The sequence below is a fragment of the Clavibacter sp. B3I6 genome (assembly GCF_030816895.1).
Taxonomy (GTDB): domain Bacteria; phylum Actinomycetota; class Actinomycetes; order Actinomycetales; family Microbacteriaceae; genus Clavibacter.
Genome location: NZ_JAUSYL010000001.1, coordinates 318,109 through 344,590, shown reverse-complemented (window position 1 = coordinate 344,590; position 26,482 = coordinate 318,109). Strand labels below are relative to the sequence as shown.

General features: G+C 71.8%; 27 protein-coding genes. 9 read left to right on the top strand and 18 right to left on the bottom strand.

Annotation, left to right across the window (positions count from 1 at the left end):
- The first annotated feature begins 35 nt into the window (after nucleotides 1-35).
- The 4 genes from QFZ62_RS01615 to QFZ62_RS01600 all read left to right on the top strand — a co-directional run bounded on the left by QFZ62_RS01615 (nucleotide 36) and on the right by QFZ62_RS01600 (nucleotide 3,633).
- On the top strand, nucleotides 36-629 hold the full coding sequence (locus tag QFZ62_RS01615) for a TetR/AcrR family transcriptional regulator (RefSeq protein ID WP_307501014.1): 594 nt from the start codon (nucleotides 36-38) through the stop codon (nucleotides 627-629).
- A 243-nt stretch (nucleotides 630-872) separates the two neighbouring features.
- Complete coding sequence (locus QFZ62_RS01610) at nucleotides 873-1,616, top strand: SDR family NAD(P)-dependent oxidoreductase (protein WP_307501013.1); 744 nt, start codon at nucleotides 873-875, stop codon at nucleotides 1,614-1,616.
- A gap of 20 nt (nucleotides 1,617-1,636) precedes the next feature.
- Nucleotides 1,637-2,941 (top strand): MFS transporter, encoded by a 1,305-nt coding sequence (locus QFZ62_RS01605; RefSeq protein WP_307501012.1) that lies wholly within the window; start codon nucleotides 1,637-1,639, stop codon nucleotides 2,939-2,941.
- Nucleotides 2,938-3,633, top strand: a complete 696-nt coding sequence (locus tag QFZ62_RS01600; protein WP_307501011.1) for an alpha/beta fold hydrolase — start codon at nucleotides 2,938-2,940, stop codon at nucleotides 3,631-3,633. The genes QFZ62_RS01605 and QFZ62_RS01600 overlap by 4 nt, the downstream gene beginning before the upstream one ends.
- A gap of 204 nt (nucleotides 3,634-3,837) precedes the next feature.
- On the opposite strand, the gene QFZ62_RS01595 is transcribed toward QFZ62_RS01600, so the two are convergent.
- Nucleotides 3,838-4,140, bottom strand: coding sequence for a hypothetical protein (locus QFZ62_RS01595; RefSeq protein WP_307501010.1), 303 nt, complete (start codon nucleotides 4,138-4,140; stop codon nucleotides 3,838-3,840).
- A gap of 163 nt (nucleotides 4,141-4,303) precedes the next feature.
- Between QFZ62_RS01595 and QFZ62_RS01590 the strand changes: the two genes are divergently transcribed.
- Nucleotides 4,304-5,050 (top strand): hypothetical protein, encoded by a 747-nt coding sequence (locus QFZ62_RS01590; protein ID WP_307501009.1) that lies wholly within the window; start codon nucleotides 4,304-4,306, stop codon nucleotides 5,048-5,050.
- A 30-nt stretch (nucleotides 5,051-5,080) separates the two neighbouring features.
- On the opposite strand, the gene QFZ62_RS01585 is transcribed toward QFZ62_RS01590, so the two are convergent.
- From QFZ62_RS01585 to QFZ62_RS01560, 6 genes are all read right to left on the bottom strand, one after another.
- On the bottom strand, nucleotides 5,081-5,314 hold the full coding sequence (locus tag QFZ62_RS01585) for a hypothetical protein (RefSeq protein ID WP_307501008.1): 234 nt from the start codon (nucleotides 5,312-5,314) through the stop codon (nucleotides 5,081-5,083).
- A gap of 514 nt (nucleotides 5,315-5,828) precedes the next feature.
- Nucleotides 5,829-6,482, bottom strand: coding sequence for a hypothetical protein (locus tag QFZ62_RS01580; protein ID WP_307501007.1), 654 nt, complete (start codon nucleotides 6,480-6,482; stop codon nucleotides 5,829-5,831).
- A 647-nt stretch (nucleotides 6,483-7,129) separates the two neighbouring features.
- Nucleotides 7,130-7,390 carry a hypothetical protein gene (locus tag QFZ62_RS01575; protein WP_307501006.1) on the bottom strand — a complete coding sequence of 87 codons (261 nt, stop codon included), beginning with the start codon at nucleotides 7,388-7,390 and terminating at the stop codon, nucleotides 7,130-7,132.
- A 296-nt stretch (nucleotides 7,391-7,686) separates the two neighbouring features.
- Nucleotides 7,687-8,160, bottom strand: a complete 474-nt coding sequence (locus tag QFZ62_RS01570; RefSeq protein WP_307501005.1) for an NUDIX hydrolase — start codon at nucleotides 8,158-8,160, stop codon at nucleotides 7,687-7,689.
- Nucleotides 8,157-10,244 (bottom strand): S9 family peptidase, encoded by a 2,088-nt coding sequence (locus tag QFZ62_RS01565; protein ID WP_307501004.1) that lies wholly within the window; start codon nucleotides 10,242-10,244, stop codon nucleotides 8,157-8,159. The genes QFZ62_RS01570 and QFZ62_RS01565 overlap by 4 nt, the downstream gene beginning before the upstream one ends.
- A gap of 39 nt (nucleotides 10,245-10,283) precedes the next feature.
- A complete protein-coding gene (locus QFZ62_RS01560; RefSeq protein WP_307501003.1) occupies nucleotides 10,284-11,063 on the bottom strand; it encodes an SDR family oxidoreductase in 780 nt (259 codons plus the stop codon).
- A 179-nt stretch (nucleotides 11,064-11,242) separates the two neighbouring features.
- Between QFZ62_RS01560 and QFZ62_RS01555 the strand changes: the two genes are divergently transcribed.
- From QFZ62_RS01555 to QFZ62_RS01545, 3 genes are read left to right on the top strand one after another with little or no spacing between them, the layout of a single operon-like run.
- Nucleotides 11,243-11,557, top strand: coding sequence for a hypothetical protein (locus QFZ62_RS01555; protein WP_307501002.1), 315 nt, complete (start codon nucleotides 11,243-11,245; stop codon nucleotides 11,555-11,557).
- Nucleotides 11,554-12,342: a glycerophosphodiester phosphodiesterase family protein gene (locus QFZ62_RS01550; protein WP_307501001.1), complete on the top strand. Its 789-nt coding sequence runs from the start codon at nucleotides 11,554-11,556 to the stop codon at nucleotides 12,340-12,342. Before QFZ62_RS01555 ends, QFZ62_RS01550 begins: the two co-directional genes overlap by 4 nt.
- 60 nt (nucleotides 12,343-12,402) lie before the next feature.
- Nucleotides 12,403-12,768, top strand: coding sequence for an RNA polymerase-binding protein RbpA (locus tag QFZ62_RS01545; protein WP_307501000.1), 366 nt, complete (start codon nucleotides 12,403-12,405; stop codon nucleotides 12,766-12,768).
- 84 nt (nucleotides 12,769-12,852) lie between these two features.
- Here QFZ62_RS01545 and lnt read toward each other — a convergent pair whose 3' ends face one another.
- The 9 genes from lnt to QFZ62_RS01500 all read right to left on the bottom strand — a co-directional run bounded on the left by lnt (nucleotide 12,853) and on the right by QFZ62_RS01500 (nucleotide 23,265).
- Nucleotides 12,853-14,361, bottom strand: coding sequence for an apolipoprotein N-acyltransferase (gene lnt / locus QFZ62_RS01540; protein ID WP_307500999.1), 1,509 nt, complete (start codon nucleotides 14,359-14,361; stop codon nucleotides 12,853-12,855).
- Nucleotides 14,362-14,447: 86 nt separating this feature from the next.
- Entirely contained in the window at nucleotides 14,448-16,919 is a 2,472-nt protein-coding gene (locus QFZ62_RS01535; RefSeq protein ID WP_307500998.1) for an RNA helicase, read from the bottom strand.
- A gap of 95 nt (nucleotides 16,920-17,014) precedes the next feature.
- Entirely contained in the window at nucleotides 17,015-17,767 is a 753-nt protein-coding gene (gene tatC / locus QFZ62_RS01530) for a twin-arginine translocase subunit TatC (RefSeq protein ID WP_307500997.1), read from the bottom strand.
- 54 nt (nucleotides 17,768-17,821) lie between these two features.
- A complete protein-coding gene (gene tatA / locus QFZ62_RS01525) occupies nucleotides 17,822-18,154 on the bottom strand; it encodes a Sec-independent protein translocase subunit TatA (RefSeq protein WP_307500996.1) in 333 nt (110 codons plus the stop codon).
- A gap of 192 nt (nucleotides 18,155-18,346) precedes the next feature.
- Nucleotides 18,347-19,336, bottom strand: a complete 990-nt coding sequence (locus QFZ62_RS01520; protein ID WP_307500995.1) for a YafY family protein — start codon at nucleotides 19,334-19,336, stop codon at nucleotides 18,347-18,349.
- Entirely contained in the window at nucleotides 19,333-20,340 is a 1,008-nt protein-coding gene (locus QFZ62_RS01515; RefSeq protein ID WP_307500994.1) for a YafY family protein, read from the bottom strand. The genes QFZ62_RS01520 and QFZ62_RS01515 overlap by 4 nt, the downstream gene beginning before the upstream one ends.
- Nucleotides 20,341-20,388: 48 nt before the next feature.
- A complete protein-coding gene (locus QFZ62_RS01510) occupies nucleotides 20,389-21,432 on the bottom strand; it encodes an FKBP-type peptidyl-prolyl cis-trans isomerase (RefSeq protein ID WP_307500993.1) in 1,044 nt (347 codons plus the stop codon).
- A gap of 61 nt (nucleotides 21,433-21,493) precedes the next feature.
- Nucleotides 21,494-22,558, bottom strand: coding sequence for a tRNA (adenine-N1)-methyltransferase (locus QFZ62_RS01505; protein ID WP_307500992.1), 1,065 nt, complete (start codon nucleotides 22,556-22,558; stop codon nucleotides 21,494-21,496).
- Nucleotides 22,555-23,265, bottom strand: a complete 711-nt coding sequence (locus tag QFZ62_RS01500) for an HAD family phosphatase (protein ID WP_307500991.1) — start codon at nucleotides 23,263-23,265, stop codon at nucleotides 22,555-22,557. The genes QFZ62_RS01505 and QFZ62_RS01500 overlap by 4 nt, the downstream gene beginning before the upstream one ends.
- 95 nt (nucleotides 23,266-23,360) lie before the next feature.
- Here QFZ62_RS01500 and QFZ62_RS01495 point away from each other — a divergent pair, with 95 nt between their 5' ends.
- Nucleotides 23,361-24,311: a PAC2 family protein gene (locus QFZ62_RS01495; RefSeq protein WP_307500990.1), complete on the top strand. Its 951-nt coding sequence runs from the start codon at nucleotides 23,361-23,363 to the stop codon at nucleotides 24,309-24,311.
- Between the two features lie 34 nt (nucleotides 24,312-24,345).
- Here the strand turns inward: QFZ62_RS01495 and mshC are convergent, their stop codons facing one another.
- Nucleotides 24,346-25,632 (bottom strand): cysteine--1-D-myo-inosityl 2-amino-2-deoxy-alpha-D-glucopyranoside ligase, encoded by a 1,287-nt coding sequence (mshC, locus tag QFZ62_RS01490; RefSeq protein ID WP_307500989.1) that lies wholly within the window; start codon nucleotides 25,630-25,632, stop codon nucleotides 24,346-24,348.
- A 4-nt stretch (nucleotides 25,633-25,636) separates the two neighbouring features.
- On the bottom strand, nucleotides 25,637-26,455 hold the full coding sequence (locus QFZ62_RS01485) for an undecaprenyl-diphosphate phosphatase (RefSeq protein WP_307500988.1): 819 nt from the start codon (nucleotides 26,453-26,455) through the stop codon (nucleotides 25,637-25,639).
- Nucleotides 26,456-26,482: the final 27 nt, after the last annotated feature.

Here is a 26,482-nt window from a genome sequence, read left to right as displayed (position 1 = left end):
ATGGGTGGGCTGACCCACTCGCGTAGGCTGGGGACGTGATCACCAGCAAGGGGCAGGCGACCAAGGAGCACATCGTCGAGACGGCGGCGGCGCTCATGGGTCAGCTCGGCGTGGCCGGCACCAGTACCGAGAACGTGCGCAAGGCCGCGGGCGTCAGCGGATCACAGCTGTCGCACTACTTCGGCAGCAAGCAGGCGCTCGTCCGGGCAGTCATCAACCATCGGTCTGAGACCGAGGCGATCGCGGGCCACCCCATGCTGCGTCCGCTCGATAGCATCGACGCCCTCCGTGCGTGGGCCGACGCCGCGGTCGAGAACCAGGATCACGACATGGGCTACGGCGCCTGCACGCTCGCGATGCTGGCGGGTTCGGCGAACCCCGGTGACGAGCAGACCCGCGAGGAGCTCTCCAGCGCGTTCGTCCGCCTGCAGTCCCTGCTGCGCGACGGACTCAGCTCCATGCGCGACCGGGGTGACCTCCGTCCGGAGGCCGACCTCGACGAACTGTCGCTGGTGCTGCTCACCGCCCTTCAGGGAGGCACCCTCCTGGGCCAGACGATGCAGACGTCGGCACCCATGCGGTCGGCCATGAATGCCGCCCTCCGCTACGTCGAGTCCTTCGCCGCCTGAGCGCACTTTGACCGGTCCTGAGGATGGGGGCCGCTCCATCTCCGGGGTGGCGCCCCTTCGCTTCTCGCCTTCGCAGGCACCTCCTCTCGAGCCGTGTCGTCGTGCGCGTGCGCAGGTCGCCGCATGACGGGAGTGCGCCTCGGCAGCGGATCCGGCATTCGGTAGAGCGCTGCCGCACTCTTCGAGTGGGTTGATCCACCCAATCTGTGCAACGATTGGGTCATTCAACCCAGAAGGAGCATCATGTCGGATCTCGCAGGACAGACAGCCCTGATCACAGGAGCAACCTCGGGCATCGGGCGTGCGGTAGCGGAGTTGCTCGCGCAGCATGGCGCCGACGTCGTCGTGCACGGCCGCGATCCCCAGCGGGGAGCGGAGGTAGTCGATTCGATCACCTCCGACGGCGGCTCTGCACGCTTCGTCGCTGCCGACCTCGGCGACTCCCGGGACGTCGAGCGGCTGGCCCGCGAGGCGGGCCCGGTCGACATCCTCGTCAACAACGCCGGCATCTACGAGTTCACGTCCACCTTCGACACCACGGCAGAGAGCGTCGACCGGCACTTCGCCATCAACGCCCGCGCGCCCTTCCAGCTGGTGGCAGCTCTCGTGCCCCACATGATCGAGCGCAGCAACGGCGCGATCGTGAACATCAGCTCGGGCGCCGCCACGACCGTCATGCCCGCTGGCGCCATCTACGGGGCATCGAAGGCCGCCCTCGATGTCTTCACCCACTACTGGGCATCCGAGTTCGGCGCCCACGGCATCCGCGTGAACGCCGTCGCCTCAGGCCCGGTCCGCACCGCCGGAACGAAGTCGTTGCTCGACGCGACCGGCGACGCGATGGACAACACCACAGCCCGCGGGCGCATCGGCGACCCGGCCGAGATCGCCGAGGTCGTGCTGTTCCTCATCCAGCCGGCCAGTAGCTACGTCAACGGCGCGATCGTGGCCGCCAACGGCGGACGGCGAACCGCTCGACCGAGCTGAGGACACCGCCGCGCCCATGCGTGCGCAACCCACTCTCTGAGCGACCACCCCGCCAGAAGGGGGGGGCTCCGCAGACCACACCACGACGTACTGAGGAAACCAAATCGATGACCACCACTGACGATCCACCCGTGACCCGGGCGACGTATCTCAAACTCGCCCTCCTCTCCGCCGGGCTGTTCCTGACGGGCACGAACGCGTTCGTGATCGCCGGGCTGCTGCCGACCCTGGCCAACGCGTTCGACACCACTCGAGCGACGGTCGGGTACTCGATCACGGTCTACGCCCTGGTGATCGCCGTCGCCGCGCCCGCGGCGTCGATCCTGCTGGGCCGGGTCTCCCGCACGACCCTCATCGTCTCCGGGTTGGCCGTGATGGCGATCGGGATCCTGATCACCGCGATGGCGCCGACCATCGAGGTATTCATCGCCGGTCGTGCCATCGGCGCCCTCGGTGGGGCTTTGCTCGTGCCGACCTCGACGGCCGCGGGCCCCGCGCTCCTACCTCCGAAGCGAGTGGCCACAGCGATCGCCGTCGTCACGCTCGGGTTCAGCCTCGCGACCGCGGTCGGCGCCCCCGCGGGCACCGCTCTCGCGGCAGCGTTCGGATGGCGTGCACCGCTGTTCGTCATCGCCGGCCTCGCGGTGCTGCTCGCCGTCGCGGTCGCCGTCGTTCTCCGCAAGGTCCCCATCCCCCCGGTGGCGTCGATTCGGCAGAGGCTGCGCCCGCTGCGGGACACCCGCGTCAGCCTCGGACTCGTGTCCACGCTGCTGCTCATCCTCGGCTTCAACATCGTGTACCTCTTCAGCGCCTCCGTCACCGAGGCATCGACCGGCGGATCGGGTGGGCTCCTCGCGCTCCTGCTGCTCGCCTTCGGCCTCGGCTCGGTAGCCGGGAACGTGATCGCCGGCCCCATCACCGACCGCTTCTCCGCCCGCAGCACCTTCACCGTGCTGGTGCTCATGCAGATCGTGATCCTCGTGCTCATCACCCTCATCGGCGGCACCTTCTGGGTCGAAGTCGTCCTGTTCGCCCTATGGGGCGCCACAGCTCTCGGCGCGACCATCCCCGTCCAGCACCGGTTGGCGACCATCGACCGGGCAACCACGGGTCTCACCCTGTCCTGGTTCACCAGCGCCCAGTACCTCGGGATCGCTGTCGCACCGGTGGTGGCGACCAGCGCGGCAGGCATCGCCGGCCCGAGCCTCATCCCCATCGCCGGCGCCGTCGTCCTCGCCGTGTCCATCGTCGTCTTCCGGCTCGGATTCGCGCAGAAGACCCAGAACCCCATTTCCCACACCCACTCAGAGAAGGAAGCATCATGAGCGCAACAGTCGTCCTCGTCCACGGAGGCTTCGTCGACGGATCCGGTTGGCGAGGCGTGTACGACGAGCTCCACGCCGACGGGCTCGATGTCCGTATCGTCCAGCACGCCACGAAGTCGCTCGCCGACGACGCCGCGACCACCCGCGACGTCCTCGATGGCGTCGACGGCCCCGTGGTCCTCGTCGGCCACTCGTACGGCGGAGCGGTGATCACGGAAGCGGGTAACCACGACAAGGTGGCCGCTCTCGTCTACGTGACCGCGTTCGCGCCCGATGAGGGGGAGTCCGTCAACACGCTCCTGGGCGGATTCCCGCAGGACGGCCCGCAGCCGCCCATCCTGCCGCCTATTAACGGCTACTTGCTCCTCGACCGCGCCAACTTCCACGACTCGTTCGCGGCGGACATTTCGGCCGAGGACGCGGCCTTCCTGGCCGACTCGCAGGTCCCGTGGGGGCTCGACGCACTCGGTGACACCATCACAGACGCAGCCTGGCGATCCAAGCCCAGCTGGTACCTGCACGTCGGCGACGACCGCATGATCCCTCCGGTCGTCCAGACATCGATGGCTGCCCGTATCGGCGCGACCGTCGTCGAGACCCCGGGCAGCCACGCGATCTACGTCTCCCAGCCGAAGACCGTCGCCGACATTCGTCACAGCGTCCGAGACGCTGTCGCCTCGTCGGCCAAATAGAGCGCCCGTCAGCAGTGGCGATCGCCGCACCAGCCGTGTTCGGGTGCGGCGGTCGCCACAATCGCATGGCCGACGCTGCTAGACCGTCGACGCTGGCGACTCTTCCACGAGGAGATCACGGCGTCCGGGTAGGGATCCCTCAACGGACGCTGGTTTCCGGCCGCTAGGTCCTTCCAGGGCTCCTTCTAGTCGGACTACGCGGGCCTAGTCGCTAATGCGGTCGATAGCTGCGCGGAGCTCAAACGTCAGCTCCTCGGTGCTGCTGCCCGTGGCCGCTGCGAGCCGGTCGAAGAGCCACTGATGGGTTACACCGGCTGCTAGAAGGAGGGGCGTGAAGTCCAACGTGAGGTCGCCGTTGTCGTCCTGGGTGGCGACAACGGCGTCCAGATCGCTGAGGCGCCGCATGGAGAGGCTGAAGGCGACCTCTTGGCTAGCAAGGTCTCCGGACTGAGTGCTCGAGTAAAGGTCAAGGAGGGTGTTTGCGGCAGCGCGCGCGGCGAGGTTCATTCACCGAGCGTAGAAGGCACCAGAGCGAATGAGTATGTCTTTGGGGGCGCTGACGCCGCCCCGACCCTTTTGCCGATCCCCCCTCCGGACCACCTCGGCTCCCGGGCACGCGATCTTCAGGCGAGCCATGGCGCTACCACCATCGCTCTGACACTCTCCAGACATGCACATCACCGACGGCATCGAGCGTGGCACGTGGTTGGTGCACCGCATGGACGAGGGCACCGGCTCCGTCAGCGAGACCGCAGGAGCCGAATTCGAGGCCTACGTGCGCATCCTGCATCCCCTCCCCGACGACGAGCTGTTCCGCCAGCCGACGCTCGACGGATCCTGGTCGACACGTCGCTGGGCAGATGTCGCCGCACATCACGGGCGGACCATGCACCGGCTAGTGCAGTGGGGCCGCCTGCTCGGGCTCGACGACCCGATCGAGGACACCACGAGCGACGTCGGGTGGCTCGACCCTGCGGTGATCGCCGCGCTCGCGCCTCTCCTCGGGGCCGCGACCTCGACGCCCGACGACCTCACCGCCGGCTTCTGGGAGGGCAGCCACGGCCAGGGCCTCCCTCGCGCTCGCGTGCTCGACGGAGGCGGACGCCGCTACGTCCTCGCCCGCACCGACATCGACGAGCTCGGCGACCCCGCATGGGCCGCGGCCATGGACCCCGACCACATCGACGGCCTCGGAACCATCTCCCTCGAGCTCCTGTGGCCCGACGACCACGCGTGGGCCCTCGGCGCCGAGATCGACTTCGACTCCACCGTCATCGGAGGCACGCGTGCCCTGATCGACGCGATCCTCGCCGACAACCGCTTCGAGGCCTACGAAGTCGCCGAAGACGACGACCTCTCCTGGGACGGCGACACCATTAACCTCCCGACGACCAGCACCGCAACTCAGCGAGTCTGAGCCCAGCACAGCTGTCCGGAAGGGGATCCTCTACCGAGACGAGCAGTAGAGGACATTTGCGGCCACTCGGGGAGCGAAGCGTGCGGCGAAGTCGATCTCGTTCGGGACCCAGACCTCGTGCCACAGCGGCTCGTGATCGCGGCCGAGACCCTTGTCGCGTGCGATGTCGCGGCGGGTGGCCGTGTGGAGATCGACGTCGCACCAGACCCTCAGGTCGAGGGTAGGAAGCGCTTCGGGGTAAGAGAGACCGATCAGGTCGACCACGAGGACGGTCGCCTGGGGAAGGGACTCGGCCGGGCCCAGGGATCGGGCTGACCAGTCGTATCGCTAGAACTCGCTCGGCCGTTCCGATCGAGATGGCGCCAGGACGGTGGAGACCAGGCGTCGCCGATGGCGATCGGGGCGGACGAAGGGGTGGCTCGGGTTGTCTTCCTGACCTCGCGCGCGGTGATGCCGACGCGCGCTACTACTTCGGCGGGGCTGGCACCGGCATCGAGCATGCGTGCGATGGCCTGCTCGGCGTCGCCGCGTGCCTTCCGCGTCTGCTGCTCCGCCCGCTCCCGGAGCTTCGCGATCTCGCGCTGGGTCTCGTCGTTCGTTGCGTCCACGGAGTCGATGGCCACGACGTAGTCGGCCGCGAGCTGTTCGACCTTGTCTTGCAGGGGCCCGCTACGCGGCACACTCACGTAATTCCGACTACGCCTCAGTCGTATGTGGCGTGTGCATGCCCGAAAATGGGTGACCGAACGGAACTGTCAGTCGAAAGCTCGTCGAGGGATCACCCCAAGCAGTGACTGTTCTTGAGATCCGGGACAGTGATTTGCATTTTCGGGTATCCGTTGGCATGGCAATAGATGGCGACGCCGGCGAGCACTCCAGTGCCTGCGGCTATGCCCGCGTAAACAATGGCCCATGCCACGGAGCCCATAGCTGCAAGAGCCGTGGCCCCGGCTGCGGCTCCAGCTGATCCGCCCGATGCAATGGTGAGGACGACTGACGTGTCGAGCGTCACGGTGAACCAGTGCTTGAACAAGTGCTTGAACTTCTTCCACACACTGAGGTTCGTCCCGAGGGGATCTCCGGTGGCGCGGCTGCCAGCGTTGACACCTGAGACCTCCTCCAGGTGTCCTGCCTTGAGGGCCTCGACTTCCTTTGTTACCTCGCGGGTCAATTCGTCGCGGCTGAAATGCGACGTCGTTACGGCACGGGAGGCGAGGTTCGCGTCCACTAGCTCCTCAACGGAGATGCGTCCGCTGACGATGTCCTCTGGCAGCGTCCCGGACTTCAGGCTGCTTGCAATCGTGTCGGTGTCCCGCTTCGTCGCGGCATGTGCTTCACCGGGGGTCATGGCGAGCGAGCCGACGATAGACAAGATGCCCACGACGGCAACGAGGGGCAGAACCCGCCGTGAATCGGCATTCGGCCTGCTCAAGAGCGAGATTGTAGGGATTGAGACGTGTCGCACGAGTCACCTTTCATCAGGGTTCCGACGGGATGTCGGCTTCCGTGTCGGGCCACACCGTACGGTAGGGGGCAGTGGGGTAGAGCGTCGCTGTGCACATGCCCTGTCCTCCGCCTCGGCTGCGCCAGCTGCCATGGTGAGCTCGACCGTGGCCTGTTCCACGAAGTGCCCCGGGGCGTCTCATCGAGCGTTGAGCGCACGCGGTGCCGCTCGCTGACGTCCTGCGGGTGTCGAGTACGCCGGCGACGGCGCAACCCGAAGTCACCCGACCCGGAGTGTGTGACATAATGTGCATTATCGGCGCAGGAGAACATGCGGCGAGAGGTGCAACGCAGCATCGTTCATCACGGGCAGCTCGCGACGAACCTTGACAACCTTCACGCCGTCGATGGGCCGACGAACGAAGGTGCCCAGGGATTCCCGGGGGCCTCGGTTCGGCCTGAGCGCACCAATGTGATGGGGATGATGCGGCATCGGCAACTGATGGCCAAGGCGACCGCATCGCTTGTCACTTCATGTAGTAGCTACTGAGGACGTCACGCGGCAGCCCGTTCACCTAGCCACTCTGACATCGTGTGAGAAGACCGGCCGATCATTGTCGCGCTGCTCACCGCGCGTCAAAGATGCGAGTTGCCATAAGTGTTCGCGGGGGCTATCGAATAGCGCTCAGGGATGTGCTCGAAAAAGAGACCAATCGGCGTGTAGATCAGCTTGGGGCGGTAATCTCCTGCGGTCGTGAGGCCGCCGCTCAGGATGCCGTAGGCGCGCCCGTCAGGGGCGCAAACAAGACCGCCTGAATCACCTGGCCCGACGGTCTCATTCCCCAGGTTATTTACGGCAACACGTTCGCCAGGAGTCAGGTCGGGATCGCGGAACACAGGCAGGAGGCTGTAACCGCACTGAGGGCCGCTGCGCGCGCCGCTGACGCAGAACAGAGTTGCATCCGCAGGCGCACCGACGCGCCGGACGGCGAGACGACGTCCGAGCAGATCCTGGAGTGGTGCCGCACGCGCCTGGATGCGCGACGTCGACCGGCCGCCGTCCACATGGTCACGACGCCCGTACGGGACGATGCGGGGAAGACGAACCGGCGCTTCTACTCCCGTCGGGGCCCCAATGCACGGGGGACGGCGAGCACCACGGAGCCCGCCGATCCGACGACCGATCGGCCGCCTCAGACGCCGCGGGACAGCACCTGACGCGCGACCTCCACGAGCTCCGCGGGCTCGACGGGATCGACCGTCGCCGCGAGCTCGTCGAGCGCGAACCACCGGTGCGCGTGGATGTCGTCGAACTCGTCGGGCATCCAGTTGTCCGACACGGGCGCGAACGCGTCGGCGCGCACCAGGTAGAACGTCGAATGCCCGACGTCGAGACCCCCGTCGATGCGCCGGCGCGCGTAGTCGTGCTCCCAGACCGGCTCGCCGACGGAGTCGACCCGGAGGCCCGTCTCCTCGAACAGCTCCCGCCGGGCGGCCACCGCCGGCGTCTCGCCCGGGTCGATGCCGCCGCCGGGCGTCAGCCAGCGCGGCGGCAGGTCGACGTTCGTCGAGTAGTTCGTGAGGAACAGCAGCAGGCGCTCGCGCTCGTCGACGAGCAGGATGCGCGCCGTGTCGCGGACGTGCCGCACGACCTCGCCGTCGGTCATCGGGCGTCGCCGGCGACCGGCAGGTGCCGGGCCCACCAGTCGAGGATCGCCTCGAAGCGCTGGACCCGGTGGCGCGGCCGGCCGGAGCGGCTCAGCTCGTGGTCCTCGCCCGGGAAGACGAGCATCTCGGTCTCGACGCTGGCGCGCACGAGCGCCAGGTGGTACCGCTCCGCCTGCGACAGCGGGCAGCGGAGGTCGTCCTCGGAGTGGACCACGAACGTGGGCGTCCGCACCTGGTGCGCGACCGCCTGCGGGCTCTGCGCGAGGCGGACCGCGGCGTCGTGCCCGGTGTACTCCTCCCCGAAGAAGGTGCCGATGTCGGAGGTGCCCGTGAACAGCTCCGGGTCGAGGAAGCCGCGCTCGACGATGGCGCCCTGGAAGCGGTGCTCGTGCGCGATGGTCCAGGCCGTGAGGTAGCCGCCGTAGGAGCCGCCCATGATCCCCGCGCGGGAGCCGTCGATGGAGTCGTGCACGGCGATCGCGCCGTCGAGGAAGTCGAGGACGTCGTGCATGTCGACGGTCCCCATCCGCTCCTTGATGACGCGGCCGTGCTCCTGGCCGTAGCCGGCGGCGCCGCGCGGGTTGCAGAGCAGCACGGCGTATCCGGCGTCGGCGTAGACCTGGGCCTCGTCGAAGAGGTGCACGCCGTACGCCGCGTACGGCCCGCCGTGGATGACGAGGAGGACGGGGTGCGGCCCCTCCCCCTCGGGCAGCACGACCCAGCCGTGCACCGGGTAGCCGTCGCGGCCGTCGACCACGAGCTCGTGCAGCGGGCGGATCCCCGTCTCGCGCAGCGCGGCCGAGAAGTCGGTGAGCGGCTCGAGGGCGGACGCCGCGTCGGGCGCCCGGTCGGTGCGGACGAGCGCGAGGTCGCCGTGCGTGCGGGGGTCGGTGAGCGCCACGACCACGGTCCCTCCCCCGATGCCGACCCCGGTGACCTCCACCTGGTCGTCCACCAGCGCCTCGACGGTGCCGTCCGCGGTGACCCGCAGGAGCTGCACGGTGCCGCGGGAGGCGTTGAGCACGAGGACGGCGTCGCGGTCCTCGACCGTGATGCCGCTGCCGCCGAGGTCGATCGTCTCGGCGTCGGTGAGCACCCGCGGGGTGGCGTCACCGGCGTCGAGCACGTAGAGCGCGGTGTTGCGCGCCACGAAGTCGACGCCCGACTCCCCCAGCTCCTGCGCGAGGAGGTACAGGCGTCCGCCCTCGACGGAGGCGGCCTCGCCGATCCCGAGCCCCGCCTCGTGCGAGACGACGGTCCGGACCTCGGGGATCCCGGCGGGCGCGTCACCCGGTGCGGGGACCGCGACCGCGTAGACGCCGGTGACGAGGTCGTCGTCACGGCGCTCGTGGCGGGCGGTGACGAACAGGACCTCGCTGCCGTCGGCGGAGAACCGCGGTGCGTCGTGGTCGACGGGCTCGTCGGTGAGGCGGACGACGGGGCCGACGCCCGCGCGCTCGGCGGCGGACGGGGTCGCGTCCGCGCCGACGCCGCGCACGGCGGGATCCGCAGCGTCGGGGTAGCCGGACGCGACGGCGGCCGCGAACGGCTCCCCGTCGAGCTCCGGCACCCCGACCAGGGCCAGCTGCACATGCCGGTCGGTCGACCAGCCGAGGCCGTTGGCCAGGTACTTCGTGGTCGTGATCCGCCGCGCCGGCTCGGCCGCGGACGACACGCCCTCGACGCTGCCGTACCGCCCGGGCTCGGCGACGCGCGCCGCGTAGACGATGCGGGTGCCGTCGGGCGACCAGTCGAAGGCGCCGACGCCGAGGAGCTCGTCGGTGAGGGCGATCGGCTCGCCGCCCGTGGCGCCCACGACGTGCAGCTGCGGCGGGCACTTCGGCTCGGCCCGCAGGAACGCGATCACCTGCCCGTCCGGCGAGAGCCGCGGGGCGGTGTCGCGGAAGCCGCGGGTGATGCGGCGCGGCGGCGCGGAGCCGTCCGTCCTCACCTCCCACAGCTGGCCGGTGTACGCGTCGGCATGCACCCGCGGCCGCGTCACGGAGACGACGGCCAGGCGGCCGTCAGGCGAGACGGCGGGGCGGGAGACGGAGGTGAGGAGGTCGAGATCCGTGGTCTTCATCGGATCGAGCCTAGCCCCGGGGCGTCGCCCCTCCCCGGGTCACTCGGGCTGGAAGCTGCCCGTGTCGCCGACGAGGCGGGTGTGGTCCGCCGGGATCGGGTCGACCACCGCGCGCGCGACCTCGGCCGCGAACTGCGAGACGTTGTAGAGGCCGCCCGACGCCTCCTTGCGCTGCTGGATCGCCTCGGGGTTCATGCGGCCGAGGAGCGTCGCGGTGATGGTGCCCTCGATCATGTCCCCGGAGACGACGACGAAGCCGATGCCCCGGGCGTCGAGCTCGGGCAGGAGCTCGCGCAGGGCGTCCTCGCCCGCGCGCTTGCTGCGGGCGACGCCCTCGTACTCGGGCATCGTCGGCGTGGTGCGGATGAAGTGCGCCTGGTGGCTCGTGACGAAGACGACCCGGCCGCCCTCGGACATGAGCGGCAGCGCGCTCCGGAGCACGTCGAGCTGCGCGTCGCGGTTGAGGGTCATGGCGTAGTCCTCGGCCATGCCGCTCTCCATGCCGCCGGACGCGTTGAGCACGAGCACGTCGAGGCCGCCGAGCTCGGCGCGCACGGTCGCCATGAGGCGGTCGACGGACTCCGGGTCGGTGAGGTCCGCGCCGACCGCGATGGCCTTCGTGCCCCCCTCGACGAGCTTGGCCACGAGCTTCTCCGCCCGCGCGGCCTTGTTGCGGTAGTTGACGACGACGTCGGCGCCCGCGTCCGCGAGGTACGCGACGGTGTCGGCGCCGATGCCGCGCGAGGAGCCGGTCACGAGGGCGCGGCGGCCGCGGAGCTCATCGGGGGCGAAGGGGCGGATCTCGTCGACGGTGCTCACAGCGGTACTCCTCAGGTAGGCGCGGCCGATGGCGCGCGACGGGTCGTCCGGCGAGGGACGAGACGGGCCGGTTCGCGCGGGCGGGACCCCGGACGCACGGCCCTGAGAGCCTACCGCCCGCGATCCGCACGGTGGACTAGGTTCGGGGGCGTCCGGTCGGCGGAGCGAGGGAGCAGCGGGTGACGGTCCTCCTCGACGAGAGCGCCTGGATCGTCTGGTTGGCGGTCATCGTGGTCCTCGTCGTCGTCGAGATGCGCCGCCTGGACCTCGCCGCGCTGTGCGGCGGCGGCGCGGCGCTCAGCGCCCTGCTGTCGGGGACCGTCGGGGCCCCCTGGTGGCTGCAGGTGGTCGTGGGCGTGGCCGCCGCGGCCGCCCTGCTCGGCGTCGTGCGACCGGCGCTGCTGCGCGCGCTCCCGCTCGAGGACGCTCCCGTGGCGGCGCTCCCGGGCGAGGACGACGCCCCCGCGCGACCCGACGACGACCGCCGACCGTGACCCGCGCCGCCTACTTCGACGGCGCCGTGCCGCGCGTGCTCGCACACCGCGGCTGGACAGGATCCGGCGCCGTCGAGAACACGCTCGGCGCCTTCCTGGCCGCGTGGGAGCTCGGGGTCACGCACCTCGAGACCGACGTGCACGTCACCGCGGACGGCGCGTGCGTCCTGTGGCACGACGCCGACCTCCGCCGCATCACGGGTGGCCCGGGACGCGTGCGGGACGCGACGCTGGCGGACCTCCGGGCGCTCGACCTCGGATCCGGCGCCCGCGTGGCCACGCTGTCGGAGCTGCTGGAGGCGCTGCCCGAGGCGCGGGTGAACGTCGACGTGAAGGGACGGGACGCCGCGGCCGCCGCGGCCCGCGCGATCCGCGACGCCGACGCCGTCGGCCGGGTGCTCGTCACCTCGTTCTCCGGCTCCCGTCGGCGCCGCGCGGTCGGCCTCCTTCCCGGCGTCGCGACGTCCGCCGACGCGGGGCGGCTCGTGCTCGCGGTCCTCGGCGCGCGCCTCGGCCTCGCGCCCGTGGTCCGGCTCGCCCTCCGCGGCGTCGACGCCGTGCAGATGCCCCCTCGGGTGCTCGGGATCGGCACCGTGTCCCCCGCGATGGTCTCCCGGCTCGCCGCCGCCGTCCGCGAGGTGCACGTCTGGACGGTCGACGACCCCGACGACGTGATCCGCCTGGTCCGGGCGGGCGTCCACGGCGTCGTGACGGACCGACCCGATCTGGCCCTCGCCGCGCTTGCACGCGGGGGCTGGGATTCGCCTGGGAACCGGGTCTCCTGAGAAAGGATCCTCACAGCCGCGCGGTTTACAACGGGGAGTGCATCGCGAGAGGAGACCACCATGGCAGATCGCAGCTTGCGCGGGATGCGGCTCGGGTCCACGAGCCTGCAGAGCGAGGAGGGCGTCAGCTTCTCCCCCCGGCAGAGGAAGACGTACCGCACGGCGGACGGAACCACATTCGAGGTCGTGTTCTCGGCGGAGGCCGACGTCCCCGAGGTGTGGGAGTCGCCGAAGAGCGGACAGGAGGGTCGCCTGCTCGACTCCGAGGGCGCGCCCGTCGCCCACGACGAGGTCGAGGCGAAGGTCCCCCGGAGCCACTGGGACATGCTGCTCGAGCGCCGGACGCGCGCCGAGCTGGAGGAGCTCCTCGAGGAGCGCCTCGCCACCCTCCGCGCGCGGCGCGGTCAGCACCGCATCGGCGCCTGACCCGGCCCCTCCGCTCGCGTACGTCCGGAGCACCCCTCGGCATCGCCGGGGGGTGCTCCTCTGTGTGCCGGCTGCTCCGCTGGATCAGCGCGCGGCGCGCCGCCCGCGTCGGCCCAGCGCGATCCCGGCCACGGCCAGCGCGCCCAGCCCCAGACCCGACACGAGCCACTCGATGTCGCGCCCGACGCGGATCGCCGGCGTGACGACGTCCGCGGTCGGCACGTCCACCACCAGCGAGCCGGCCGTGAACCACGGCAGCCGGTCGAGGTCGCGACCATCGGGGCCGACGACCGCGCTCGTGCCGACCGTCGAGATGTTGACGACGCTGCGGCCGGTCTCGAGCGCCCGCATGCGCGCGATCGCGAGCTGCTGCACGCTCTCGTCGGTGCGGCCGAAGTCCGCGTTGTTGGACTGCGCGAGGATGATGTCCGCGCCCTCGTCGACCATGTCGGTCGTCAGCTGGTCGTCGACGATGTCGAAGCAGATGGCGATGCCCGCGGTGACGCTCGCGACGTCCATGACCTGGTCGGTCGTGCCCGGCGAGTACTCGCGCTGGATCAGTCCGATGAGGTCGGGCGCGAACGGCTCCCAGAACGCGCGGTCGGGCACGTACTCGCCGAACGGGACGGGGTGCTTCTTGTCGTAGAAGTCGGTCGCCCCTCCCCCGGTCCAGACGAGCGACTCGTTGTAGAAGCGGCCGTCGCGCTCGGTGACCGTGCCGACGACGAGCGGCGCCCCGAGGCGCGCGACCACGCGGTCGAGGGCCGCGGCGGAGCCCGGATCCCGCAGCGGATCCGCGTCCGCCGCGTTCTCCGGCCACACCACCATGTCGATGCCCTCATCGGCCCGGATCTCGGCCGTCGCGGCGAGGTGCGCGCGCAGGATGTCCCCGTAGCGCGCGCCGTCGAAGTACCCGGCCTTGGCGTTGCCCTGCACGGCTGCGACGCGCGTGGTCCCCGTCGTGGCGACGGGGAAGGCGGGGACGGCGAGCACGAGCCCGACGGCGATCCCCGCGACGAGCGCGCGGGCGGACACCCGCACCCGTCCCTCGGCCGCGAGCTCCAGGGCGAGCGCCACGAGGAGCACGAGCACGAAGGAGAGCCCGGACAGGCCGAGCCACGTGACGAGGTGCGCGAACGGGCTCTCGGACTGCGAGAGCGACACCCTCCCCCACGCGAAGCCGCCGTAGGGCCAGACCGCGGAGATCGCCTCGCGGGCGGTCCAGAGCCCGGCGACGACGACGGGCAGCAGCACCACGCGGCCGACGACCGTCGGGAAGGCCCGCGGGATCCAGCGCGTCGCGGTCGCGAGGGCCACCGCGCCGGTCGCGACGAAGAGCGACTCGAGCGCCGACAGGGCGATCCACGGCACCGGGCCGAGGTACAGCGACGCCCACTCGATGTGGGTCAGGTAGAAGGCGAGCCCGGCCACGAGCCCGACGAGGAACGCGGGCCCCGCACGGCGGCCGCGCAGCGCCACGAGCACGAGGGCGATCCCCGGGAACACGAGCGGCCACAGGCCGCGGTCCGGGAAGGCCGCGTCGAGCACGGGCCCGGAGAGCGCGGCGAGGAGGAGGGCGCCCCAGAGCGGCATCGGGGGGCGGATCGGCGACGCATCGGCGAGGGTCGGCGCGGGCGGGACGGAGGTGCGCTCCCGGCGGGGAGCGCGGGCGACCGCCGTCACACCGACGAGTACGCGACGATGCCGCGTCGGATGCTGTCGAGCGCCGTGCGGGCGTTCCGGGACACGGGCCCGTCCGCCACGATCGACAGCTGGTCGAGCAGGTCGATGGTCTGCTTGGTCCAGCGCACGAAGTCGCCCGCGGCGAGGTCGGCCTCGTCGAGCACGATGTCGAGGCTGCCGCCGCGCGCCCAGCGGTGCATCGGCGCGCAGAGCCCGGTGGACAGGGGCTCGGTGGTGGGCAGGCGCCGCTCGCGCTCGATGTCGTCGAGCCGGGACCAGATCTCCTCGGTGCGGTCGAGCGCGGAACGGAACGCGCCGCGCGGGAGGTTCCGCTCGTTGCGGTCGCCCTCGTCGCGACGCGGCTGGTAGACGAGCGACGCGGCCATGGCGGCGAGGCCGGCCGGGTCGAGGTCCACCCAGACCTGCGTGCGCAGGCACTCGGCCACGAGCAGGTCGCGGTCGCCGTAGATGCGCTTGAGCATCCGCCCGTTCGGCGTGGGCGCGACCTGGCCGTCCGCGTCGCGCTTCAGGTAGCCGAGGGACAGCAGCAGCTCCGTGACGCGGTCGAAGACCTTGGCGACGGCGTTGGTGCGGCTGCGGATCTGCTGGCCGAGCGCGTCCGTCTGCTTCTTCAGGCGCCACCAGCGCTCCGCCCAGCGCGCGTGCGACTCGCGGTCCTTGCACGCGTGGCAGGGGTGCGCCTTCATGCGGCGGCGCAGGTCGGCGAGCTGGCGCTGGCGCTTGTCGCGCTCGCCGTGCTGGCCGGGCTGCTGCATGTCGGCGCGGGCGGCGGTGGCGCGCTCGAGGTCGCTGAGCTCGCGGCGGAGCCCCGAGTACTCGCGGAAGTCGCCGAGGTGGCAGACCATCGCCTTCTCGTAGCCGGCGAGCGACTCCTCCTGCGTGCGGACCTTGCGCGCGAGGTCGACGACGGCGCGGTCGGCCTGGAACTGCGCGAAGGACGACTCCAGCACCTCGCGCGTGCGCTCGCGCCCGAACTGGTCGATGAGGTTCACGGCCATGTTGTACGTCGGCCGGAAGCTGGAGTTGAGGGGGTAGGTGCGGCGGGAGGCGAGCGAGGCGACGGCCTGCGGATCCAGCCCGTCCTTCCACTGGATGACCGCGTGGCCCTCGACGTCGATGCCGCGGCGGCCCGCACGTCCCGTGAGCTGCGTGTACTCGCCGGGCGTGAGCGGCACGCGCGCCTCGCCGTTGAACTTCTCCAGCTGCTCCAGGACGACGGTGCGCGCGGGCATGTTGATCCCGAGCGCGAGCGTCTCCGTCGCGAACACGGCCTTCACGAGCTTCCGCTGGAACAGCTCCTCCACGACCTCCTTGAAGGCGGGCAGCATGCCGGCGTGGTGCGCGGCGACACCGCGCTCGAGGCCCTCGAGCCACTCCCAGTAGCCGAGGACGGCGAGGTCCTCGTCGCGCAGCGTGCGGCAGCGCTCCTCCACGACGGCGCGGATCTCGTCGCGCTCGTGGGCGTGCGTCAGCCGCACGCCGGCGCGGAGCACCTGCTTGACGGCGGCGTCGCAGCCGGCGCGGCTGAAGATGAAGAAGATGGCGGGCAGGAGGTTGCGCTCCTCGAGGAGGGCGACGACCTCGGGGCGGTCCATGCGCCCGCGGTCCCACGGCCCGGGCGCGCGCCGGCCGGATCCGCCGCCGGCTCCCGCGCGTCCGCGGCCTTGGACCTGCCCGCCGCGCACGCGGACGGCCTCCCGGCCGCCGCCGTGCGTCATGCGCACGAGCTCGGGGTTCACGCGGTGCGTCGCCGCGAGGCCCGAGGAGTCGAAGAGGTCGACCATGCGCTGCCGGACGATGACGTGCTGCTCGAGCGGCACGGGCCGCTCCTCCGAGACGATGACGTCGGTCTCGCCGCGGACGGCCTGAAGCCAGTCGCCGAACTCCTCGGCGTTCGAGACCGTGGCGCTCAGGGAGATCATGCGCACGCTCTGCGGGAGGTGGATGATGACCTCCTCCCACACCGCGCCGCGGAAGCGGTCGGCCAGGTAGTGCACCTCGTCCATGACCACGAACGCGAGGTCGCGGAGCAGGTCGGAGTCGGCGTAGAGCATGTTGCGCAGCACCTCGGTCGTCATGACGACGATGCGCGCGCGGCTGTTGACGTTGGTGTCGCCCGTGAGGAGGCCCACCTCGTCCGGCCCGTACGCGGCCACGAGCTCGGCGTACTTCTGGTTGCTGAGCGCCTTCATGGGCGCCGTGTAGAAGATCTTCGCGCTCGGCCGCTGCATGGCGAGGTAGACGGCGAACTCCGCGACGACGGTCTTGCCCGCGCCGGTCGGCGCGGCGACGAGGACGCTGCGTCCGTTCTCGAGGGACTCCGCGGCGGCGCGCTGGAAGGGATCGAGGTCGAAGCGGAGACCGCTCGCGAACGACTCCAGGAGCGGGAGGCTCCGTCGGGTTCGGGAGGCGGCGTACCGTTCGGCGGGCGAGAGCTGGTCTGTCACGATGCCGCCATCCTAGGCTCCGGATCCGCACGTCGTCCGGGTGCGGACGCGCCGACGCCCGCCCCTCGCGGGACGGGCGTCGGCGTCGGCGTCGCTCAGGACATGAGGTCGGCGGCGAGCTTCGCGTCCCGACGCGCGCGGTGGCGGTCGTTCAGCAGCGCGATGCCGGCGGCGACCAGGTAGAGCAGCGTCATGGGGATGGCCAGCAGGAACATCGACATGACGTCCGCGGCCGGCGTCGCGATCGCGCAGAACAGGATGATCAGCAAGATCGCGATGCGCCACGACCTGATGATCGTGACGCCCGACAGGATGCCCATGAAGTTGAACAGCACCAGGAACACCGGCAGGACGAACGCGATGCCCACCGCGAACACGAGCTTCAGGACGAAGTCGAAGTACTCGCGCGCCGTGATGAAGGACGAGTCCCCGTCACCGGCGAACTGCGTGAGCAGCGCGACGATGTGCGGCAGCACGAACCATCCGGCCGCGCATCCGCCGAGGAACAGCGGCACCGCGGAGAAGAAGAACCCGAACGTGTAGCGACGCTCCCTCTTCGTGAGGCCGGGCACCAGGAAGGCGAAGATCTGGTAGAGCCATACGGGGCTCGAGATGATGAGGCCCACGTACAGCGCGATCTGCAGGCGCAGGTCGAACGCGGACGTGATGGTGGGGAAGTTGAGGCTGGCGTTCCGCCCCTGCTCCGCGTTGATCGTCTCGATGGGCTGCCGGAGCGCCTCGAGCACGAACGAGGAGAGGAACCAGCCCGCCACCATCGCGAGCAGGATGGCGATGCCCGCGATGAACAGGCGCTTCTTGAGCTCGACCAGGTGCTGGACGAGGGACATGCGTCCCTCGGCGTCCCGCTTCCTCTGGCGTGGACGCTCCGTGGTGCTCACGGATCAGGCGCGGGGGCGGGAGTCCCCGCCGTCGCGCGGGGAGTCGTAGCGCGGGGCGTCGTAGCGGGGCTCGTCGACGCGGGTCTCGCCGGGGCGGACGTAGTCGCGCGGCGCGGCGTCGCGGGCGCGGTCGTCCTCGCGGCGGCGGTCCTCGTCGCGGAGGTCGTCGCGGCGGTCGGAGCCACTCTCCTCCTTCATGGTCTTCACCTCGCCCTTGAAGATGCGCATGGACTGGCCCACGCTTTTCGCGAGGGCCGGCAGCTTGGTCGAACCGAAGAGCAGCACGATGACGACGAGGATGATGACGAGGTGCCATCCGGTCAGGTTTCCGAGCATGTGGTTCACGTTCCTTCAGGTCGGGGGCCGGACAGTCGGTGTCGGGATCCGCGATGAGTCTAACGGCGCGGGGCCCGCGACGCCCGGTGCGGCGGTGCGATTCACCTGGAGTTCCCATCGCCTGTCCGCTGGCGCACGTGGACCTCCCGGTGCCCGGTCTTCGGAGCCGCGCCCCGGAGCGCTCGGTGCGGGTCAGTCCGCGTCGTCGTACGCGGCCGCGGCGCGCTCGGCCCACTCGGCCACGGCCCGGCGCGCCTCGGGGGGCGAGGTGACGACCACGACGCCCGCCATGCCCGCGACCAGGCGCACGAGGCCCTGGTAGTGCGCGACGCGGACGGTGACGGACACGCGACCGGGCCGGCCCGCGACGGGCACCGGTCGCTCGTCGCCCACGAAGTCGCCGAGCAGCGGCACCGCGCCCTCCGCGACCTCGAGCGTCACGCGCAGGTCGTCGGGGCTCGGCTCGAACAGCGTGTCGCCGAGCACCACGTCCTGCGGCCGGTGCTCCGGCGGGAGGTCGGTGACGACGAGCTCATCGAGGCGGTCGAGGCGGAAGGTACGGACGGCGCCGCGGGCCAGGTCCCAGCCGCGCAGGTACCAGTCCTCGTCCATCGACTCGAGGCGGAGCGGATCCACGACCCGGCGCTCCGTGCCGCCCCGCGGGCTCCGGTAGTCGAACTCCACGCGGCGCTCGTCGGCGATGGCGCGGCGGAGGTCCTCCCGCGTGCCGTCGCCGCCGCCCGCCGCCACGGCGACCTGGCTGGGACTCGCCGACGACCCGCGCGCGAGCTTCGCCATGAGCTGGCCCACGAGGTCGAGGTCGCTCGCGTCCGCCTGGGACGACACGTACTGGAGCCCGGCGATGAGCGCGGCCGCCTCCCGCGCGGAGAAGCGCGGCGAGTCGTCGATCGCGACCATGTGCGTGATGACGATCTGGTCGTTGTCCTCGAAGTCGTCCCACGCGATGTCGAACAGGTCGCCGTGCTGGTACGACGCGGTGGAGCCGGGCACGCCGGAGACCGCGATGAGGCGCACGGCCTGGCGGATCTGCTCGGGCGGCACCCGGAAGTGGGCCGCTGCCTGGCTGACGCTGACCCGGCCGTGGTCGGTGAGGTACGGCACGAGCGCCAGCAGGAACGCCAGCTTGTCCTGCGCCTGGAGCGGCGCGGCGCGGTCGGTCACGAGGCGTCCTCACGGTGGGCGGCGATGGTCTCGGCGAGTCGGGAGCGGACGGCGTCCCGGAGCCGGGGCGGGGCGATGACGCGCGCTTCGGGCCCGAAGCCGGCCACCTCGTCCGCGAACAGGTTGGTGTCCGAGTAGTGGACGCGCAGGCGGCCGTCGCCCAGGTCCTCGGTGCCGCGGCGCCGGCGGAGGCGGATCTCGGCATCCGATCCGGGTGCCACCGCCACCTCACCCACGCCGTTGGCCCACACCCGGTCGAGGTCGGCGAGGGCGCGCTCGGCGTGGTCCTCGCCCTCCGGGGTGAAGCCGCGGCTCGTGACGCGGACGCGGTCGACGATGCGGGACAGGAGGAACGTCCGGGGCCCCTGCGCGTCCTGGTCGATGCCGTGCAGGTGCCAGCGCCCCTGGTGCTGCACGAGCGCGAGCGGCGCCACCGTGCGGATCCGCGGCAGGCGCTCGCCCGGCTTGAGGTAGCCGAAGGTGACGAGGACGTGCCGCTCGAGGGCCACGCTCAGCGGCGCGAACGCCGCCTCGCGCGTGCGCAGGCGGGGTGCGTAGCCGATGACCGGGTCGTCCGACTCCACGCCGAGCGAGCGGAGCTTGATGAGCGCCCGCCGCGACTCCCCCGAGAGCGAGCCCTCGCGCCACACCATGGCCGCGAGGTTGAGGAGCGTCGTCTCCTCGGGGGTGAAGGAGAGGTCGGCCGGGAGCTCGTAGGCGCCGCGCGGGATCCGGTAGCGCAGGAGCTGGTTGTTCCCCTCCTGGCCTGGCGCCTCGACCGTCTCGAGCGGGACGCCGAGGTCGCGGATGTCGTCCTTGTCGCGCTCGAACTGGCGCTCGAGGTTGGCGTTGTCCCCGCCCGCGGCGTACCGCTGGCGGTAGCCCTGGACGCTGGAGAGGACCTCGTTCTTGGTCAGCCCCTGCTCGGTGGCGAGCAGCGCCAGCACGAGGCTGAAGAGGCGCTCCTCGACCGGCACGGTCGGACGGCGGGATGTTCCTGGCACGCGGTGGTCCTCACGGTGGTGCAGCCCCCGGCCGGTGGCGATGCGACGTTACTTGCTCTGCTTGCTCGTCCCGAGGATATCCACCACGTAGACGAGCGTGGAACCGGCGGGCACCTTCGGGGCCGCCTGGTCGCCGAAGCCGTCGCCCGGGGGGACGACCGCGATGACCTGGTCGCCGACGTGCTTGCCGACGAGCGCCTTCGCGAGCCCCGGCGTGACGACGAGCGCCTGCGCGCCGGCGGACGCGCCGCCCGCGCTGGCCGTGGCCGGCACCTGCAGCGGTCCGCCGCCGGTCCAGCTCGATCCGAACACGGCCTGCCTCTCGGCCGACGTGCTCGTGCCCCAGACGACGCCCGTGTACTGCATCGTGACGACGTCGCCCTCGGCCACCTCGTCGCCGTCGCCCGCGCGGAGCAGGGCGTCGCGGTACTCGGCGGGCGGGGTGCTCGGCGGGATGGTCACGCCGGGGATGCCGTCGTCGGTGGTGACGACGGAGGGGAAGCCGGCCTGCGCGGGCTGGGGATCGCCCGTCGCGCGCTCGGGGTAGGACGACGTGATGTCGACGACGAGGACGAGGCCGTCCGTGGGCTCGAGGCCCTGGGCGGAGAGGTCCTGGCCCGGGAACACCGTGGCGACCGGGACGGCCACGGCGAGGCGCGAGCCGACCGGCATGCACTCCATGGCCTCCTCGAGGTAGGGCAGGCCCTCCCGGAGCGAGGCGGTGGTGAACACGTCCGAGCCCGTGGTGCGGGAGTTCGGGGAGATGCGCGCGTACTGGGCGAGGGTGTCGCCCGTCGTCCCGTCGACGATAGAGGCGGCGGCCGTGATGCCCTGGCGCGACTGCACCCGGGGACCGTCGCCCTCGACGAGTGTCGAGACCTCGACGTCCGCGGGCTTCAGCGGCGTGGGGAACGTGACCGACTCCGGCGCGCTGCCGACGTCGCCCGTGGCCGAGACCGTGCTCGACGAGCTGCCGGACCGGGCGAGGGGCGTGCAGTCGGACGCCGCATCGGATCCGGACCCGGACGGGGCGCAGGCGGCGAGCGACAGGACGAGCCCTGCGCAGACGGTGAGCGCGGCGGAACGGCGCACGTGACTCCTCTTTCGATGGTGGGGGCGGCCGGCACGCACCCGCGTGATCGGCCCTGTCATCCTAGGCGCTGGGGTCGGCGGGCCCGGCCGCGTCGGCCGCGTCGGCGGGGACGGCCGGGCCGCCCTCGTCGCCCGCGTCCCGCGCGCCCGCGAGCTCCGCGCCGTGCTCCGCGATGCGGACGCGCTTGCGCAGCACCTTGTCGCTCACGCGGCGCTCCCCGAGAGATCCGGGGGTCCACGCCTCCATGTCCTCGTCGCTGAAGTCGGACTTCGACGCGCGGCGCTTGAGCTGCGGCAGGACGGATCCGGGCGCCAGGCGGCGGGCCGTGATGAGGAAGCCGGTGTGCCCGATCATGCGGTGCTCGGGGCGGACCGCGAGGCCCTCGACGTGCCAGCCGCGGATCATGGTCTCGCTCGCGTCCGGGTTCGTGAAGAGGCCCGTGTCGCGGAGCGCCTCGGCGACGCGCGAGAGCTGCGTGACGGTCGCGACGTAGCAGAGCAGCACGCCGCCCGGCGTGAGCGCCTCGGCGACCGCGTCGACGCACTCCCACGGGGCCAGCATGTCGAGCACGACCCGGTCGACCGAGTGCGGCTCGGTGACGGTCGGCAGCGCCTCGGCGAGGTCGCCGAGCGTGATGGACCAGTTCTCCGGGCTGTGTCCGAAGTAGCTCGCGACGTTGCCGCGGGCGACGTCCGCGAACTCCTCGCGGCGCTCGAAGGAGAGCAGCGTGCCGGTCGGGCCGAGGGCGCGGAGCAGCCACATCGAGAGGGCGCCGGATCCGACGCCCGCCTCGACGACGGTCGCGCCGGGGAACACGTCGGCGAGGCCGAGGATCTGCGCGGCGTCCTTCGGGTAGATGATCGCGGCGCCCCGCGGCATCGACATGACGACGTCCGAGAGGAGCGGCCGGAGCGCGAGGCACTCGATGCCGGCGCTGTTGGTGACGACGCTGCCGTCGGGCAGGCCGATGAGGTCGTCGTGGTCGATCATGCCGCGGTGGGTGTGGAACACCTTGCCGGGCTCGAGCAGGATCGTGTTGAGGCGGCCCTTCGGGCCGGTGAGCTGGACGCGGTCGCCCGCGCGGAAGGGGCCGCTGAAGCGCGCGGCCGAGGTGTCGACGGTCATGCGCGCACCCCGTCCCGGGTCGCGGCGGAAGCGGACGCGGCGCGCGCGCGGCGGTCGGCGTGCGCGGCCTCGACGTCGGCGAGCGAGCGGCCGGCGAGGGTGTCCCAGAGGACGTACGCGTCGTCCGCCGGGAGCGGGACGTGATGCGGCACGGCGATCACCGTGGCGCCGGAGGCGGCCGCGGAGGCGACGCCGGGGGCGGAGTCCTCGATGGCGACGCAGTCGCGGACGTCGACGCCGAGCAGGCGGGCGGCGGTGAGGTAGGCCTCGGGGTGGGGCTTGCTGTGCGTCACGTCGTCGCCGGCGACCACGCGGTCGAACGCGTCGAACGGGACGGCCTCGGCGACCTGGCGGGCCATGCGGCCGATGGACATGGTGACGAGCGCGGTGGGGACGCCGGCGTCGCGGATCCCGCGGAGGAGCTCGCGCGCACCCGGGCGCCACGGCACCTCGACGAGGATCTGCTCCATGACGCGGTCGCTGAGGCGCCCGATGATCTCGTCCACGGGCAGGTCGACGCCTGCCGCCTGGAGGATGCGCGCCGAGTCCGGCAGGCCGTTGCCGATGAGTCGGAGGCCGTCCTCGTGGGTCCACGTGCCGCCGAACGAGCCGACCAGCTCCTGCTCCGCCACCATCCAGTAGGGCTCCGTGTCCACGATGGTGCCGTCCATGTCCCAGAGGACGGCCGCGGGTCTGTTGCTGATCACGGGGAGCGAGTCTATCGGTGGGCGGCGCGTCCTAAGCTTGTCCGACGACCGCCGGCCGGGTGACGTCGAGACCTGCAGCACGGGACGGGAGACACGTGGCGGATGCCGAGAGGTTCGTGAGCGGACGGCTGCTGGTCGTCGCCTTCGAGGGCTGGAACGACGCGGGCGAGGCAGCCAGCGGAGCGGTCCGGGCGTTGAAGGAGCTGCTCGACCTCGAGGCGGTGTCGTCGGTGGATCCCGAGGACTACTTCGACTTCCAGTTCAACCGCCCCACCATCGGCTTCGCGGAGGACGGCACGCGCGAGCTCGAGTGGCCGGGCGCCACGCTCTACGGCCCGAAGCAGCCGCGTCGACCCGCGCAGGACCTCGCCGCCGACGCCCAGCTCGGCGTGAGCGGCGACAACGGCGGCAGCATCCACCTCCTCCTGGGCGTCGAGCCGTCCCGGCACTGGACGGCGTTCACCGCCGAGGTGCTCGACGCGGCGCGCGCCCGCGGCGTCGAGGGCGTCGTGCTGCTCGGTGCGCTGCTGGCCGACGTGCCGCACACGCGCCCCATCTCCGTCTACTCCTCGAGCGAGAACGCCGGCGTCCGCGCCGAGCTCGGCATCGAGCGGAGCACGTACGAGGGCCCGGTCGGGATCCTCAGCATCATCGCCCAGCGCGCGGAGGAGATGGGCCTGCCCACGGTCTCGCTCTGGGCGTCCGTGCCGCACTACGTGCACAGCGCGCCGTCGCCGAAGGCCACGCTCGCGCTCATCGACAAGCTCGAGGAGATGGTCGACGTGGTGATCCCGCGCGGCGAGCTCGTCGAGGAGGCCGCCACCTGGGAGGCCGGCGTCGACCAGCTCGCGGGCGAGGACGAGGACATGGCGTCCTACATCCAGCAGCTCGAGCAGGCCCGCGACACGGTCGACTCCCCCGAGGCGAGCGGCGAGGCCATCGCGCAGGAGTTCGAGCGGTACCTGCGCCGGGACGACGGGCCGCGCGGTCGCGGCGACGACCGGCCGGACGAGCCGTGGCGGCCGAAGGACCCCAAGGACCAGTAGGACCCGGCGGCCCGGTCGCGGGACGCGCCGCGGATCAGGCGGCCGGGCTCCCGAGCCGGACGCCGAGCAGCGCGTCGACCGCGTCCACCTCGATCGGCGTGGCGGGGACGCCCGTGGCGACCCGGAGGTCGAGCAGCAGGATCGCGCCCGGGGTGTCGAGGTCGTCGGCGAGGCGCTCGCGCACGAGCTGCACGAGGTCGCCGGCGCCGTCGACGGCGGGTGCCGTGCGCGGATCCGCGTCGTCCGACGCCCAGGCGTCCCAGGCGGCGAGGCGGGCGACGGACTCCTCGAGGAGCGCGTCCGTCCACTCCCAGTCCGCGCGGTGGTGCTGCGCGAGGAGCGCGAGGCGGATGGCCCGCGGATCGACGCCCGCCGCGCGCAGGCGCGACACGAGCACGAGGTTGCCGAGCGACTTGCTCATCTTCTCGCCCTGGTACGCGACCATGCCGGTGTGCGCGTAGACGCACGCGAACTCCTCGCCCGTGAGCGCCGACGCGTGGCCGGCGGACATCTCGTGGTGCGGGAAGATCAGGTCGCTGCCGCCGCCCTGCACGGTGACGGGCCGGTCGAGCTTCCGCAGCGCGATGACGGCGCACTCGATGTGCCAGCCGGGTCGGCCGCGGCCGACGACGCTGTCCCACGCGGGCTCGCCCGCGCGCTCGGCACGCCACAGCAGCGGATCCAGCGGGTCGCGCTTGCCCGCGCGCTCCGGGTCGCCGCCGCGCTCGGCGGAGAGGACGGCCATGGTCGCGCGGTCGTAGCCGCTCTCGTCGCCGAGGGACCACGGTCCCGTCTCCCCCGCCCGCGCGACGTCGAAGTAGAGGTCCCGCGCACCGGGCTCGGCGGCGTCGGGGGTGTCGACCGGGTACGCGGTGCCCCGGCGCACGAGCTCCGCGACGGCGGCCGCGACCTCGTCGACGACCTCGGTGACGCCGACGTAGGAGTCGGGCGGGAGGATCCGGAGCGCCTCCATGTCGGTGCGGAAGAGCTCCACCTGCTCGGCGGCGAGATCGCGCCAGTCGACGCCCGTCGCCGTCGCGCGCTCGAGCAGCGGGTCGTCGACGTCGGTCACGTTCTGGACGTAGGCGACGTCGTACCCGCGGTCGAGCCACACGCGCTGCAGCGTGTCGAACGCGAGGTAGGTGGAGGCGTGGCCGAGGTGCGTGGCGTCGTACGGCGTGATGCCGCAGACGTACAGCCCCACGCGGCCGTCGCCCGTGCACTCGGCGGGCCGGACGGATCCGGTGCTCGTGTCGAACAGGGACGGGACGGGCGGCTCCCCCGGGACGGCGGGGACGGCGGGGCGTGACCAGGCGCGCACGGGATCAGGCCGCGATCGTGCCCGTGCCGAGGAGCACGAGCAGCACGGCGCCGAGGGCGACGCGGTAGACCACGAACGGCATGAAGGTGCGCGTGGAGATGTAGCGCATGAGGCCCGCGATGACGGCGAGGCCGACGACGAAGGCGATGAGCGTGGCGACGGCCGTCTGCCCGGCGCCCGCCTGCCCGGTCTCGTCGAAGCTCTTCACGAGCTCGTAGAGCCCGCTGCCGAAGACGGCCGGCACGGCGAGCAGGAACGAGTACTCGGCGGCGACCGGGCGGGCGTACCCGAAGGCCCGCGCGGCGGTCGTCGTGGCGCCCGAGCGCGAGACGCCGGGGACGAGCGCGAGGGCCTGCGCGACGCCGATGCTCACGCCGTGCCCGTAGGTCATGTCCTCCTCGCGGCGGTCGCTCCGGCTGTACCGGTCGGCGAGGCCGAGCAGGACGCCGAAGACGATGAGGACGATCGCGACGATCCACAGCGAGCGGAACGTGGAGCGGATCGTGTCCTGGAACAGGTAGCCCGCGATGCCGATGGGGATGGTGCCGATGATGACGAGCCAGCCCATGCGCACGTCCGGGTCGCCCTTCGGCATCCCGCCGCGGAGCGAGCGGAACCAGGCCGAGAGGACCGTGCCGATGCGCTTGCGGAAGAACACGACGACCGCGAGCTCGGTGCCGAGCTGCGTGATGGCGGTGAACGTGGCACCCGGGTCGCCGCCCATGAACAGGCCGGCGATGCGGAGGTGGGCGCTCGAGGAGACGGGCAGGAATTCGGTCAATCCCTGGACCAGGCCCAGGATGATCGCCTCGAGGTAGCTCAAACGGATGCTCCAAGTGTCGGACGGCCC